The organism is Brevundimonas sp., assembly GCF_046295075.1.
In the GTDB taxonomy this organism is placed as follows: Bacteria; Pseudomonadota; Alphaproteobacteria; order Caulobacterales; family Caulobacteraceae; genus Brevundimonas.
Map to the genome: position 1 here is coordinate 1 of NZ_JBKBOC010000001.1, position 12,578 is coordinate 12,578.

The 12,578-nt window shown below is 66.7% G+C and carries 13 protein-coding genes and 1 tRNA gene; 3 read left to right on the forward strand and 11 right to left on the reverse strand.

Annotation, left to right across the window (positions count from 1 at the left end):
* Window positions 1-41 precede the first annotated feature (41 nt).
* The 6 genes from ACK4MH_RS00005 to ACK4MH_RS00030 form a co-directional block, all read right to left on the reverse strand.
* Window positions 42-1,463 carry an NAD(P)(+) transhydrogenase (Re/Si-specific) subunit beta gene (locus ACK4MH_RS00005; protein WP_409712942.1) on the reverse strand — a complete coding sequence of 474 codons (1,422 nt, stop codon included), beginning with the start codon at window positions 1,461-1,463 and terminating at the stop codon, window positions 42-44.
* A gap of 13 nt (window positions 1,464-1,476) precedes the next feature.
* Window positions 1,477-1,743, reverse strand: a complete 267-nt coding sequence (locus tag ACK4MH_RS00010; protein WP_135195132.1) for a hypothetical protein — start codon at window positions 1,741-1,743, stop codon at window positions 1,477-1,479.
* Window positions 1,740-2,087 (reverse strand): NAD(P) transhydrogenase subunit alpha, encoded by a 348-nt coding sequence (locus ACK4MH_RS00015; RefSeq protein WP_409712947.1) that lies wholly within the window; start codon window positions 2,085-2,087, stop codon window positions 1,740-1,742. The genes ACK4MH_RS00010 and ACK4MH_RS00015 overlap by 4 nt, the downstream gene beginning before the upstream one ends.
* Window positions 2,087-3,226 carry a Re/Si-specific NAD(P)(+) transhydrogenase subunit alpha gene (locus ACK4MH_RS00020; RefSeq protein ID WP_409712950.1) on the reverse strand — a complete coding sequence of 380 codons (1,140 nt, stop codon included), beginning with the start codon at window positions 3,224-3,226 and terminating at the stop codon, window positions 2,087-2,089. The genes ACK4MH_RS00015 and ACK4MH_RS00020 overlap by 1 nt, the downstream gene beginning before the upstream one ends.
* 138 nt (window positions 3,227-3,364) lie before the next feature.
* Complete coding sequence (locus ACK4MH_RS00025) at window positions 3,365-3,637, reverse strand: aa3-type cytochrome c oxidase subunit IV (RefSeq protein WP_409712953.1); 273 nt, start codon at window positions 3,635-3,637, stop codon at window positions 3,365-3,367.
* A 78-nt stretch (window positions 3,638-3,715) separates the two neighbouring features.
* Window positions 3,716-5,509: a M3 family oligoendopeptidase gene (locus ACK4MH_RS00030; protein ID WP_409712956.1), complete on the reverse strand. Its 1,794-nt coding sequence runs from the start codon at window positions 5,507-5,509 to the stop codon at window positions 3,716-3,718.
* Between the two features lie 97 nt (window positions 5,510-5,606).
* On the opposite strand from ACK4MH_RS00030, the gene ACK4MH_RS00035 reads away from it, so the two are divergent.
* Both ACK4MH_RS00035 and ACK4MH_RS00040 read left to right on the forward strand, forming a co-directional pair.
* Window positions 5,607-7,379, forward strand: a complete 1,773-nt coding sequence (locus ACK4MH_RS00035; RefSeq protein ID WP_409712959.1) for a DUF4153 domain-containing protein — start codon at window positions 5,607-5,609, stop codon at window positions 7,377-7,379.
* Between the two features lie 106 nt (window positions 7,380-7,485).
* Window positions 7,486-8,937, forward strand: a complete 1,452-nt coding sequence (locus ACK4MH_RS00040) for a sigma-54-dependent transcriptional regulator (protein ID WP_409712962.1) — start codon at window positions 7,486-7,488, stop codon at window positions 8,935-8,937.
* Window positions 8,938-8,939: 2 nt separating this feature from the next.
* On the opposite strand, the gene ACK4MH_RS00045 is transcribed toward ACK4MH_RS00040, so the two are convergent.
* The 5 genes from ACK4MH_RS00045 to ACK4MH_RS00065 form a co-directional block, all read right to left on the reverse strand.
* Window positions 8,940-9,515: a DUF805 domain-containing protein gene (locus ACK4MH_RS00045; RefSeq protein WP_409712965.1), complete on the reverse strand. Its 576-nt coding sequence runs from the start codon at window positions 9,513-9,515 to the stop codon at window positions 8,940-8,942.
* Window positions 9,515-9,856: a hypothetical protein gene (locus tag ACK4MH_RS00050; RefSeq protein WP_409713980.1), complete on the reverse strand. Its 342-nt coding sequence runs from the start codon at window positions 9,854-9,856 to the stop codon at window positions 9,515-9,517. Before ACK4MH_RS00050 ends, ACK4MH_RS00045 begins: the two co-directional genes overlap by 1 nt.
* Before the next feature lie 93 nt (window positions 9,857-9,949).
* Complete coding sequence (locus ACK4MH_RS00055) at window positions 9,950-10,225, reverse strand: DUF2312 domain-containing protein (RefSeq protein WP_135195123.1); 276 nt, start codon at window positions 10,223-10,225, stop codon at window positions 9,950-9,952.
* A gap of 159 nt (window positions 10,226-10,384) precedes the next feature.
* The gene (ykgO, locus tag ACK4MH_RS00060; protein ID WP_008263184.1) at window positions 10,385-10,510 is read right to left on the reverse strand and encodes a type B 50S ribosomal protein L36; all 126 of its coding nucleotides are present in this window, start codon (window positions 10,508-10,510) and stop codon (window positions 10,385-10,387) included.
* A 213-nt stretch (window positions 10,511-10,723) separates the two neighbouring features.
* Window positions 10,724-10,800: transfer RNA gene (locus ACK4MH_RS00065), tRNA-Ala, on the reverse strand.
* A gap of 182 nt (window positions 10,801-10,982) precedes the next feature.
* Between ACK4MH_RS00065 and ACK4MH_RS00070 the strand changes: the two genes are divergently transcribed.
* Window positions 10,983-12,266, forward strand: a complete 1,284-nt coding sequence (locus tag ACK4MH_RS00070) for a lytic murein transglycosylase (protein WP_409712970.1) — start codon at window positions 10,983-10,985, stop codon at window positions 12,264-12,266.
* Window positions 12,267-12,578 lie beyond the last annotated feature (312 nt).

Here is a 12,578-nt window from a genome sequence, read left to right on the forward strand (position 1 = left end):
CGCGTCGGTCGGGCGGGTCTTGGGCGTGCTGGCCATGGTCCCTACAGCCCCTTCACGATCCCCTCGACCATCTTCTTGGCGTCAGCGAACAGCATCATGGTGTTGTCGCGGAAGAAGAGCTCGTTCTCCACCCCCGCGTAGCCGGAGCCCATGCCGCGCTTGATGAACAGCACCGTGCCGGCCTTTTCCACGTCCAAAATCGGCATGCCGTAGATGGCGCTGGTGGGGTCAGTCTTGGCGGCGGGGTTGGTGACGTCGTTGGCGCCGATGACGAAGGCGACGTCGGCGCTGGCGAACTCGGCGTTGATGTCCTCCAGCTCGAACACCTCGTCATAGGGGACGTTGGCCTCGGCCAGCAGCACGTTCATGTGGCCCGGCATCCGGCCGGCGACGGGGTGGATGGCGTATTTCACCTCGACGCCCTCCTCCTTCAGCTTGTCGGCCATTTCGCGGAGCGCATGCTGGGCCTGGGCCACCGCCATGCCGTAGCCGGGCACGATGATCACCTTGGAGGCGTTCTTCATGATGAAGGCCGCGTCCTCGGCCGAGCCCTGTTTGACCGGGCGTGTCTCCTTGGCGCCGGCGGGACCGACGGCCGCATCGCCGCCGCCGAAGCCGCCCAAAATGACGCTGATGAAGCTGCGATTCATGCCCTTGCACATGATGTAGCTCAGGATCGCGCCCGACGACCCGACCAGAGCGCCGGTGATGATCAGGGCGATGTTCTCCAGCGTGAAGCCCAAGGCCGCCGCCGCCCAGCCGGAATAGGAGTTCAGCATCGACACCACGACGGGCATGTCGGCGCCGCCAATGGGGATGATCAGGGTCGCGCCCAGGATCAGGGCGATCAGGAAGACGCCCCAGAAGGCCCAGGTCGCCGCGCCGTTGGTGCCGATCAGAATGCCGATCAGCAAGACCAGCCCCAGGGCCAGGCCGACATTGATCAGGTGCCGCGCCGGCAGGATGATGGGCGCGCCCGACATGTTGCCGTTCAGCTTGGCGAAGGCGATGACCGAGCCGGTGAAGGTGATGGCGCCGATGGCGACGCCCAGGCTCAGCTCGATGATCGACAGGGTTTTGATGCCCGTCCCGTCGTCTGACAGGATGCCGAAGGCCTCTGGCGCATAGACGGCGCCGATGGCGACCAGACAGGCGGCCATGCCGACCAGGCTGTGGAAGGCGGCGACCAGTTGCGGCATGTCGGTCATGGCGACCCGCTTGGCGATCAGGGCGCCGGTCCCGCCGCCGACGATGACGCCGCCCGCGATCAGGGCCAGGGTCACGGTGTCCAGCGCCCCCGTCGTTCCAAGCGTCAGCAGGGTCACGCCGATGGCCAGGGCCATGCCGATCATGCCGAAGGTGTTGCCCTGGCGGCTGGTCTCGGGACTGGACAGCCCCCGCAGCGACAGGATGAATAGGACGCCCGAAACCAGATAGGCCAGTGCGGCCAGCGATGCGTTCATCACGCCCCTCCCCTCAAGACGTGCGCGCCAGCCGCCACAGGGCGGCGGCGATGAACAACGGGCCGATGAAGAACAGGGCCCATTCGAAGACGCCCAACGGCCGGTCCTGGGTCACGACCCGGACCAGAATGGCCGAAAACACAAGGGCGATGCCGCAGTCGTGCAGCCGCTGGCGCTTGATCGGAATCTTGGTCCCGAACCAGCCGTACAGCCACAGGCCGAAACCGACGGCGGTGGCGACCCAGGAACCTGTGATGGCGATCTGCGCGGCGTCCGTCACGAAGACGCCTCGGGAGCGGCTTTAGGAGCCGGCCGCTCCTTCTTCTTGTACATGGCCAACATCCGCCGCGTGACCATGAAGCCGCCGAAGATGTTGACGCTGGCCAGGGTCACGGCCAGCACGCCCGCCCCCTTGGCGATCCAGGCGCTGGGGCCGGTCACGTCGCCCGACACGGCGGCCGCCGCGATCAGGCCGCCCACGATGATGACGCTGGAAATGGCGTTGGTCACGGCCATCAGCGGCGTGTGCAGGGCCGGCGTCACGCTCCAGACGACGTAATAGCCGACGAAGATCGCCAGCACGAAGATGGCCAGGCGGAAGACGGTGGGATCGACGTGTTCCATTAGTTTGCTCCCTTAAGACCTTCATGCACCACGGCCCCACCGTGCGTCACGACGGCCGCCTTCAGGATCTCGTCCTCCATATCCACCGCCAGAACTCCGTCCTTGATCATCAGCCCCACGAAGGCCGACAGGTTGCGGGCGTAAAGGGCGCTGGCGTCGGCGGCGATGCGGCCGGGCAGGTTGGACCAGCCGACGATGGTGACGCCGTTCGCGGTCGTCACGACCTCGTTCAGTTTCGAGCCCTCGACATTCCCCCCCGCCTCGACCGCCAGGTCGATGATGACCGAGCCGGACTTCATCGAGGCCACATGGGCCGCCGTCAGCAGCACCGGCGCGGCGCGGCCGGGGATCAGGGCGGTGGTGATGACGATGTCCTGCTTGACCACATGGCTGGCGGTCAGTTCGGCCTGTTTGGCCTGGTACTCGGCCGACATGGGCTTGGCGTAGCCGCCGGCGGTCTGGGCGTTCTTGAACTCCTCGTCCTCGACAGCCAGGAATTTGGCGCCCAGGCTCTCGACCTGTTCCTTGGTGGCGGGGCGGACGTCGGTGGCGGTGACGACGGCGCCCAGCCGCCGCGCCGTGGCGATGGCCTGAAGCCCGGCGACGCCGACGCCCATGATGAAACATTTGGCGGGGGCGACCGTGCCGGCCGCCGTCATCATCATCGGGAAACCCTTGCCGAAGGCGTAGGCCGCCTCGATCACCGCCCGATATCCGGCCAGGTTCGCCTGGGACGACAGCACGTCCATGACCTGGGCGCGGGTGATGCGGGGCACGAACTCCATGGCGAAGGCGGTGGCGTTCGCCCCGGTCAGGGCCTCGACCGTAGCCTTGTCGCGCCAGGCGTCCAGCATGGCGATGACGACGGCGCCGGGCTTCAGGGCGCTAGTTTCCTGGGCCGTGGGGCCGCGCACCTTCAGCATGATGTCGGCGCCGTCCAGCACGGCGCGCGTGTCAGGCTTCATCGTCGCGCCGGCGGCCGTGTAGTCCGCGTCGGGAATGGACGAGCCCAGGCCGGTCCCGGCCTCGACCGTGACGGTGGCGCCGAGGGCGATCAGTTTCTTGACGGTTTCGGGCGTGACGGCGCAGCGCGTCTCGCCTTCGCGGCGTTCTCTCGTGACGGCGATAGCGACGGCCAAGCGAATCCCCTCGTTCTTTTCGTTGAACGAAGGTTAGGCCGTTCCGGCGCAAGCCGTCAAAGCACGGTTATGCCAAAGCTTGGCCGAGTCGCGTGATTTCAGACCGCCGCAGCGGGAAATCGCGCACCGATGAGGGGATCAGTGCGCGGCGTCCGGCTTGGACTTCAGCGCCACGAAGCCAGCGCCGCCCAGGACGACCGCGCCGATGACGGCGGCGATGAAGCTGCCGCCCGGATGGAACCACAGGGTCAGGAACAGCAGCAGCACGGCGATGGCCAGGCTGCCCCACTTGGCCAGGTTCAGGAACAGGCGGTAGGTCGAGACCTGTTCGCGCACTTCCATATGGCCGTGCAGATAGGCTTGCGCGTCGGAATCCGCTGGTGCGTTGGCGGTGTCGTGCAGGTCGGCCATGCGATAAATCCCCTCGTCGTTATGGCGGACTTACACCGAGGCGCCCGCCCCGCTCAAGCCCGCAGTCAGCCTATCGTTTCAGGCCAGCGCTTCGAACTGATCCACCAGACGCTCCAGCCTCTGGCAGCCCACGCTCCAGAAGGCCGGGTCGCGCGGGTCCAGCCCGAACGGCTTCAACGCCTCGACATAGGTCCGCGATCCGCCGCCGGCCAGCAGCTCGCGGTACAGGGGCGTGAAGCCCGCCGGATCCTTGCGCCGCGCCTCCATCAGGGCCGCGACCAGCAGATCGCCGAAGGCGTAGGCGTAGACGTAGAAGGGCGAATGGACGAAGTGGCTGACGTAGGCCCACCAGTGTTCATAGCCGGGGTTCAGCTTGACCGACGGCCCCAGCGAGGCGGCCATTTCCTCCAGCCACAGCTGGTTGATCCGCTGCTGCGACACCTCGCCCTGCAGGCGTTCGTCGTGGAAACGGGTCTCGAAACGGTGGAAGGCGATCTGGCGCACGACGGTGTTCAGCCCGTCCTCGATCCGGCCGGCCAGAAGGCCGCGCTGTTCCGACTTGGGCGCCGTCGCCAGCAGACGGTCGAACGTCAGGCCCTCGGCGAAGATCGACGCGGTCTCGGCCAGGGTCAGGGGGGTGTCGGCCAGAAGCGTGCCCTGATCGGCCGCCAGGGTCTGGTGAACGCCGTGCCCCAGTTCGTGCGCCAGGGTCAGGACGTCGCGCCGCTCGCCCATCCAATTCAGGAAGACATAGGGGTGGCGGTCGGCGGTCACCGGGTGGGCGTAGGCGCCCGACTGCTTGCCCGCCCGCGCCCGGCCGTCGATCCAAGGCTTGTCGAAGAAGCCGCCCGCCCGGTCGGCGAAGTCGCCGCCCAGGTCAGAGAAACTGTCCAGCACGATCTCTCGCCCTTGCGTCCAGGTGAAGGCGCGCGGCGTCGTGGTCTCGATGGGGGCGTTGCGGTCCCAGTGATCCAGTCGCGCCTTGCCCATGGCCTTGGTCTTCAACGCATAATAGCGATGCGACAGGCGTGGGTAGGCGGCGGCGACGGCCTCGGCCATCGCGTCCACGGCTTCGCCGTCCACTTCATTGCCCAGGTGGCGGCTGTCGGCGGGACGTTTGAAACCGCGCCAGCGATCCTCCATCGCCTTGTCGGCGGCGACGGTGTTCAGCACCAGGGCCAGGGTCGGGGCGCGGGCGGCCAGGGCTTCCGACAGGCCTTCGGCGGCGGCCTTGCGGCGCGCAGGCTTGGCGTCCGACAGGCGGTTCAGCGCCTCGGCCAGGGTCAGGCTCTCGCTACCTGCTTTGGCACGCAGGGCGGCCAGCTGCTCGTCGAACAGGCGCGGCCATTGGGCGGTGATCGGCCCGCGCTCGGCGATGAAGGTCTCCAGTTCGCTGGACAGCTCGTGCGGCTTCATCGCTCGCACCCGCCGCAGCCACGGCCGCCAGCGCGCTGCGTCGGCGTGGGCGGTCAGGGCCGCTTCCAGCGCGGCGTCGTCGATCTGATTGATCTCCAGCGTAAGCCAGACCGTCGGTGTGGCGATGGCGGTGATCTTCTCGCGCACATCCGCCTCGAACCCCTGGGCCGTCGCATCGTCGCGCGCCGTCGAGGCCGACAGGAAGGCGTAGGCGCCCAGCGCGCCCAGCACGTCCGACGCCTGCTCATACAGATGGATGGCCCGGTCCAGCACGGCGCCCAGGCTGTCGGCGTCCTGTTCGGCGGCCAGTTTTCCCTTCAGGCCGTTCAGCGAATCCACCAGCCCCCGCGCCTTTTCCAGGTCGGCGGCGACCTTGGCGTCGTCGCGCGACGCATAGAGATCGGTGAGGTCCCACAGCGGGGCGTCGGTGCTGGGCGTCTTGAAAGGAGCGTTCATGACCCCTGTTCTGGGGATGTCAGACGACAGTCGCAACCTTCCGTCACGCTTTCTCGACGGCGCCGGCCGTGCGATCCTGCATTTTGGAGACACGTGAATGAGCGAAACGACGCATCAAGACACCGGCCGCACAGGCCTGGGCGGGGCGTCCGGCCTGTTCGCCATTCGGTTGGCGACCGGCCTAGTTCAGGGACTGGCGCTGTATCTGCTGTATCTGGCGGCGGACAAGAATGTCTGGCCTGAAACCCAACCGACCGTGTTCGGCGCCCTGGCCCTGGCCGCAGGCTATGGTCCCGTCGTCGTGCTGGCGGGGGCGGGGCGGATCAAGCCGGCGGCGCTGGTTCTATGGACGGCCGTCGCCACCCTGGTTCTGGCCCTGCTGGGTGCGCACGATGTGGCGCGTCAGGCGGTGGAAACCTTCCGGCAGGCGCCCTTCCTCAGCTTCCCGGTGTTGGCGTTCGGCGCGGCGGCCCTGTTCATCGCCCATCACCTGATCGTTCCGGCGATCCGCGAACGGCGCTGGATCGTCGACTATACCGAGTATTTCGACGTGGCCTGGAAGGCCGGGGTGCAACTGGCCCTGTCGCTGGGGTTCACCGGCGCCTTCTGGGTGCTGCTGCATCTGGGTGCGTCCCTGTTCAAGATGATCGGCCTCGGCTTCCTTCAGGACATCCTGGGCGAAGCCTGGTTTTCCATCCCCGTCACGGTCCTGATCTTCGCAACGGCGGTCCAGCTGACCGATGTGCGTGACGGCTTGATCCGAGGCGTGAGGACTGTGGCCCTGATGCTGCTGTCCTGGCTGCTGCTGGTGATCACCGTGCTGGTCGGCGGTTTCCTGGCGGCCCTGCCCTTCACCGGACTGGACGGCCTGTGGGAGACGCGCAGCGCCACGGCCTTGGTGCTGTCGGCCGCCGCCGCCCTGATCGTGCTGATCAACACGGCCTATCAGGACGGACGGCCCGACAACGTGCCGCCCGTCGTGCTGAAATACGGCGTGCGCGTCGCCTCGGTGCTGATCGCGCCCCTGGTCATCCTGGCCCTGTGGGGGTTGGGCCTGCGGATCGGCCAGCACGGCCTGACGCCCGACCGGATCATCGCCGCCGCCTGCGCCCTGGTCGGGGCGATCTATGGGGCGGGCTATCTGCTGGCGGCGGCGAAGCCGGGCGGGTGGATGAAGCCGCTGGAGCGGACCAATGTCGTCGCCGCCGTCCTGTCAGTCCTGGTCATCCTGGCCCTGTTCAGCCCCCTGGCCGATCCCGCCCGGATGTCGGTGAAGGACCAGATCGCGCGGCTGCAGCGCGGCGCAGTCTCGGCTCGGGACTTCGACTATGATTTCCTGAGATTCGAGAGCGGCAAGGTCGGCGCAGCCGCGCTGGAGACTTTGACGCGATCCGGCGATGCCGAAACCGCGCGCCTGGCCCGCGCGGCCAAGGCCAGAACCTACCGGTCCGGCGACACGCCCAAGGCGCGTCGGGATCGCGCGGCGGCCGTTCGTCTGCAAGCCGTTTCAGGTCAGACCATTCCCACCAGCTTCCAAACGCAGATCGAAAGCCAGGCCGATGTCCTGTTCGGCTGCTCCGTGGCCAGTCCCTGCACGGTGCGGACGCTGGATCTGAACGGCGACGGCCGAGAAGACTTGCTGGTGGCGATGGCGCGGACGCTCCTGGCGTTCGAGCAGAATGGCGACGACGGGCTGTGGCGCAAAGTCGGGCAATATCAGGCCGCATGCAGCCGCAATGCCGAGGCTCTGGACGGAGCCCTTTCGACCGGCGTGACCACGGCTCCAGCCGCCCTGCCGGACCTGATCGTCGGCGGTCAGAAACTGCAGGCGACGCCCGAGATTCGGTGCGACGATCCGGGCAGTCGTTAACGTGGAGGACACCATGCCCCATCACTCGATTTTCACCTCGACTTCCTAGAAATCGTCCCGAAACGATCCATCCGCGACAGGGGTGGCGACAGCACAAGGGGCTTTCATGGCCAAGACCATTCTGGTCGTTGACGACGATCCGACCCAGCGCCGGCTCATCCAGGCCGTGCTGGAGCGGGACGGCAACGCCGTGGTCCATGCCGCCAGCGGCGGCGAGGCCATCGACCGGATGGTGCGCGGCGGCGGGGCCGACCTGATCCTGCTGGACATGATCATGCCCGAGATGTCGGGGCTGGAATGCCTGGCCGAACTGCGCAGCGCGGGGATCAACGAGCCGGTCATCGTGCTGACGGCGAACGGCGGCATCGACATGGTGGTCAAGGCCATGCAGGCCGGAGCCCAGGACTTCTTCGTCAAGCCGGTCGGGCCCGAGCGGCTGCTGGTCGGCGTGCGCAACGCCATGCAGATGAAGCGTCTGACCGCCGAGGTCGGACGCCTGACCAAGCGCGTCCAGGGCCGCACCAGTTTCGACGACATCGTGGGCGACAGCGCGCCGATGCGGATGGTCAAGGCGCTGGGCGCTCGGGCCGCCAAATCCTCCATCCCCGTCCTGATCACCGGCGAGAGCGGCGTCGGCAAGGAGGTCATCGCCCGCGCCCTGCACGGCGCCAGCGACCGGGCCGGCAAGCCGTTCATCGCCGTCAACTGCGGCGCCCTGCCCGCCAATCTGATCGAATCCATCCTGTTCGGGCACGAGAAGGGCGCCTTCACCGGCGCCGTCGACAAGACGCTGGGCAAGTTCCGCGAGGCGGACGGCGGCACCCTGTTCCTGGACGAGATCGGCGAGCTGCCGCTGGACATGCAGGTCAAGCTGCTGCGCGCCCTGCAGGAGGGCGAGATCGATCCCGTCGGAGGCAAGCGGCCGGTCAAGATCGACGTGCGCATCGTCTCGGCGACCAATCGCGACCCCGCCCAGCAGGTCAAGGACGGGGCCTTCCGCGAGGATCTGTTCTATCGCCTGAACGTGTTTCCGATCGAAGCCCCATCCCTGCGCGATCGGCGCGAGGACATCGCGCCGCTGGTCGATCACTTCATCGCCCGTTTCAACGCCGAGGAAGGCAAGCGGATCGCCGGCTGCGCGACCGAGACCCTGGCTCTGCTTCAAGGGTTCGACTGGCCCGGCAATGTGCGCCAGCTGGAGAACGCCGTTTTCCGCGCCATCGTCCTGGCCGATGCGCCCTTCCTTCAGCCGCACGATTTCCCCGCCGTCTCGGGCATCGCCGCCCCCATGCCGGACGCCCAGCCCCTGTATGCCGCCACGGCCGCCAGCGCCCAGGCCGATCACGCCAGCCAGGCGGACCAGCCGATCCGCATCCTTGACGATCGCGGGCATCTGCGGACCCTGGAAGACATCGAACGCGACCTGATCCAGCACGCCATCGAGGTCTATGCAGGCCATATGAGCGAGATCGCCCGCCGCCTGGGGATCGGCCGCTCGACCCTGTACCGCAAGGTCCGCGAACAGGGCCTGGAAGGTCAGTTGAAGGAAGCAGGCTGAGGCTAGATCGCGGGCGGACCGTAGCGGTTCGCCGTCGTCTTGCTGCCGAGCGATAGCAGAATGATGAGGCCGATCAGGCTGGCGATATAGAGGAAGTTGTTCAGGAAGAGCAGCATGAACAGGCTCATGTCAGGCCCTTCCTCGGCCATCAGCCGCGCCATCACGGTCGGAAAGGCCGTCAGGCAAATCGTCAGAAAGATCACCGGAGGAAGACCCCAATAGCCGGCACGGCCGGTATCGTGCAGACGGCGGGTCACGGCGGCGGCGAGCAGGATCACGATTGCGGCCACGCCGATCCTCAGAACGAGGAAGAACGGCCCCATATCCGGCATGAAGGCCTCATCGTGGATCTCGACGGAGTAGTGGCCGGGTCCGCTGATGACGGTCGCAGCCTCGGGGTGCGTCGCAGCGACTGCGGACGCCTGTTCGAAGATCGCGGTCATGGCCGGGATCATGCCCAGCCACAATCCGACGAAGGACAGTCCGACCACAGTGAGTGCGTAGGGCCAGAAGCGCGATCGCCTGTCTCGTCCCTTGAAATCCGCCAAGCGTCGAAAGCCGTCTAGAATCGCATTCATCAATCATCCCCCACGATGTCGTCGCCATCCTGAGGTTGATTCGAGCGAGGTGTCTTGCCACGCCCCCACCGTCGTTTCGGCTCGTCGCCCTTGGCCTTGGCGGTGATTTCTTTCAGCTTGCGACCCTGCATCGCGGAAAGAGCTTGGCCCGGCGCGCCCTTTTCGGGGTCGGCGAAGGCGCGGCCGTGGGTTTTTACGCGCTCGCTGACCGAATCGAGGAACTCGCCCTCCCATTCGGACAGCGAAACGCCCGCCTTCTCTGCCGAGCGGCGGGCGCGTTTCAAAGCGTTGAGAGCAGCGCGTTTGGCGGCTTCGCGCTGTTGCTCAAATGGACTCGGGATAGGCTTCTTAGCGAAGCCGTCGCCCTTCGGGCTGCCTGAGCGCGATAGCCCGCCTCCTGGCTTGAAGGGGGTGCGCTTCAAGCCGGGTCAGCCTCAGATCTCGCCGAGGGCCGACAGGTAGAGGTCCAGAATGGCGTCCTCTTCCTGGCGCTTGGCCTTGTCCTGCTTCCTGATGCGGATGACCTTGCGAAGGATCTTGACGTCGTAGCCTTCGCCCTTGGCCTCGGCGAAGACCTCCTTCATGTCGGTCATGACGGCCTGTTTGTCCTCTTCGAGACGCTCAAGGCGTTCGATGATGGTGCGCAGGCGGCCCTGGGCCGTCGCGTTGAGAATGTCGGGACCACCGTCGAAGGACGCGTCGTCAGCCATGAGGGATACTCCAGAAATCAGGCGCGGACGCTAACCATGCCGACAGGTGCGACTCAACCGCGAACACGAAAACGGCCGCGGACAAACATCCGCAGCCTGTGGATCGTAAGTAGGACCCAACGTGCGCACGCCGCCGAAGCGACGTGCTGCAAACGCTGCTTAGCCCTGCTTCGCCTTGAAGCGCGGGTCGGTCTTGTTGATGACGAAGACGACGCCCTTGCGACGCACGACCTTGCAGTCGCGGTGGCGGGTCTTGAGGGACTTGAGCGAGCTACGGACCTTCATCGTCGGACGTCCTGAGAGAAACCAATAAGAAAGCCGCTGACCCGGTCGGATCGCGGCGGAGGCGGTCGTATAGAGAGAGGGGTTCGGAAGGTCAACCCGCCAAAGGCCAAAACCTCATAAAACCCAGGCCCAGCCTGCCTGACGACGCATTTCCTCTCACGTGCTCAAGTAGCCCGAAGGGCGATAGCACGCTTAGAAACTGCTTAAAAACTATGGAGGCCTGACCTCCGAGTCGAACGGAGGGTTTACGGGGTTGCACGCCCGTTGCGTCGCCACTCCGCCATCAGGCCGTCAGAGGGACTGCGCTAATACGCCGCATGCCTTTAAGGCGTCGATCAAAATCGAGGTTAATGACGCCAACGAGGGAGCGACAGGGCAACGCTTTCGCCTCATTGGCGCTTTATGGCCGTGAAATGGACGTTCTCGCGGATGTCATTTCACGTCTGACCCTGGGGGCTTTAGTTTGAATCTCATGCGCTTTTCCTATCGCCTTCTCCTCATCGGCTGTGTTTCGGCCTGCGCGCCCATGTTGCCCGAGCCGCAGGTCGGCCTGCCGACGCCGCAGCCCCAGCCGCAACCGGGCGCCTCCGTCACGGCCCCTGCCCCCGCGCCGCAGACGCCGCCGCTGGCCGCCTATGACCAGCAAGGATTCGAGGGCTGGAAACAGGGGTTCCTGGCGCGCAAGGGCGGCGCCCGCCGCGCCGACTACGCTCGTGAACTGGACGGCCTCGCGCCCGATCCGACGGTGATCCGTCTGGACCGCAACCAGCCGGAATTCTCCAAGCCCGCGGGCGCCTATATCCAGAACGCCGTGACGCCGGTGCGAATCGCCCAGGCCAAGCAGCGAATCGACCGAGTGCCGTGGTCGGTGGTTCAACGCTTCGGCGTGCCCAGCGAAATCCTGGTCGGCGTCTGGGCGCAGGAGAGCGCCTTTGGTCAGGTCCAAGGCGACTATGACGTCATCCGCTCGCTGGCGACCCTGGCCTATGACGGCCGTCGCCGCGACTGGGCCGAGGGCCAGTTGAAGGATGCGCTGGACATCGTCGTGGACGGCCGGCGCGAGCGCGCGGGCCTGAAGGGCAGCTGGGCCGGAGCCATGGGCCAGACCCAGTTCATGCCCGACAACTATCTGCGCCTGGGCGTGGATCAGGACGGCGACGGCAAGGTCGACATCTGGGCCGACGACGCCGACGCCCTGGCGTCCGCCGCCAACCTGCTGGCCCAGGCCGGATGGAAGCGCGGCCAGAGCTGGGGCTATGAGGTCACCCTGCCCTCCGGCTTCGACTATGCCGAGGCGGAAGGGCCCAAGCACAACTGGGCCTATTGGGCGGCCAAGGGCGTGCGTCTGGCGCAGGGCGGCACGCCGAACGGAGCCGAGGCGCTGGAAGAGGCGACCATCCTGTTGCCGCAGGGTGCGAACGGCCCAGCCTTCCTGGCCCTGCCGAACCACTACGTGATCCGCCGCTACAACAACTCGGTCAGCTACGCCCTGGCCATCGGCCTGACGGCGGACGGCATCATGGGCAAGCCGGCCCTGAGCAAGGCCTGGCCCAACGATCCGTCGATGTCGCGTGAGCAACGGATCGGGGCGCAGCGGGCGCTGACGCAGATGGGTTACGACACCCAAGGCGTCGACGGGGTGATCGGGACCAACACCCGCGCGGCCCTGCGCCGCTGGCAGGTGGCGACGGGTCGGATCGCCGATGGCTATCTGACGCCGACGCTGGCGGACGAACTGATCCGCCGGGCGAACTGAGGACGTAAATCCGGGCATGGTTCGGCGCTCCTGCCTTTGCGGCCGGAGATGTTGGAGGGCTGGGCAGAGCGCCGGGCCTTCGCCCGGAAGTGAGTTTGTAAGTACCGTTTCGACGAAGGGTATGACGCTCCGCGCGGTTGGTTGGCCTGCAAGCTCGGGGCGTCGAGCGGTGGCGGTCTTATCGCCTAACCCCATAAGCCTGCGACGGGTCGGCAGCCCCTGCGAGGGCTGTCCCGAGTGCGATCGAGTATCCCCCTCGACCCTCCGACACCGCTCCATGAGTCGGTGTCAGCACGAGCCGTCTCAGACCCG

What these genes read in the sequence shown, in the direction of transcription:
- ACK4MH_RS00005 (WP_409712942.1), bottom strand. Translation starts at nt 1,463, where the DNA reads ATGAACGCATCGCTGGCCGCACTGGCCTATCTGGTTTCGGGCGTCCTA.
- ACK4MH_RS00015 (WP_409712947.1), bottom strand. Translation starts at nt 2,087, where the DNA reads ATGGAACACGTCGATCCCACCGTCTTCCGCCTGGCCATCTTCGTGCTG.
- ACK4MH_RS00025 (WP_409712953.1), bottom strand. Translation starts at nt 3,637, where the DNA reads ATGGCCGACCTGCACGACACCGCCAACGCACCAGCGGATTCCGACGCG.
- ACK4MH_RS00030 (WP_409712956.1), bottom strand. Translation starts at nt 5,509, where the DNA reads ATGAACGCTCCTTTCAAGACGCCCAGCACCGACGCCCCGCTGTGGGAC.
- ACK4MH_RS00035 (WP_409712959.1), top strand. Translation starts at nt 5,607, where the DNA reads ATGAGCGAAACGACGCATCAAGACACCGGCCGCACAGGCCTGGGCGGG.
- ACK4MH_RS00040 (WP_409712962.1), top strand. Translation starts at nt 7,486, where the DNA reads ATGGCCAAGACCATTCTGGTCGTTGACGACGATCCGACCCAGCGCCGG.
- ACK4MH_RS00045 (WP_409712965.1), bottom strand. Translation starts at nt 9,515, where the DNA reads ATGAATGCGATTCTAGACGGCTTTCGACGCTTGGCGGATTTCAAGGGA.
- ACK4MH_RS00055 (WP_135195123.1), bottom strand. Translation starts at nt 10,225, where the DNA reads ATGGCTGACGACGCGTCCTTCGACGGTGGTCCCGACATTCTCAACGCG.
- ykgO (WP_008263184.1), bottom strand. Translation starts at nt 10,510, where the DNA reads ATGAAGGTCCGTAGCTCGCTCAAGTCCCTCAAGACCCGCCACCGCGAC.
- ACK4MH_RS00070 (WP_409712970.1), top strand. Translation starts at nt 10,983, where the DNA reads ATGCGCTTTTCCTATCGCCTTCTCCTCATCGGCTGTGTTTCGGCCTGC.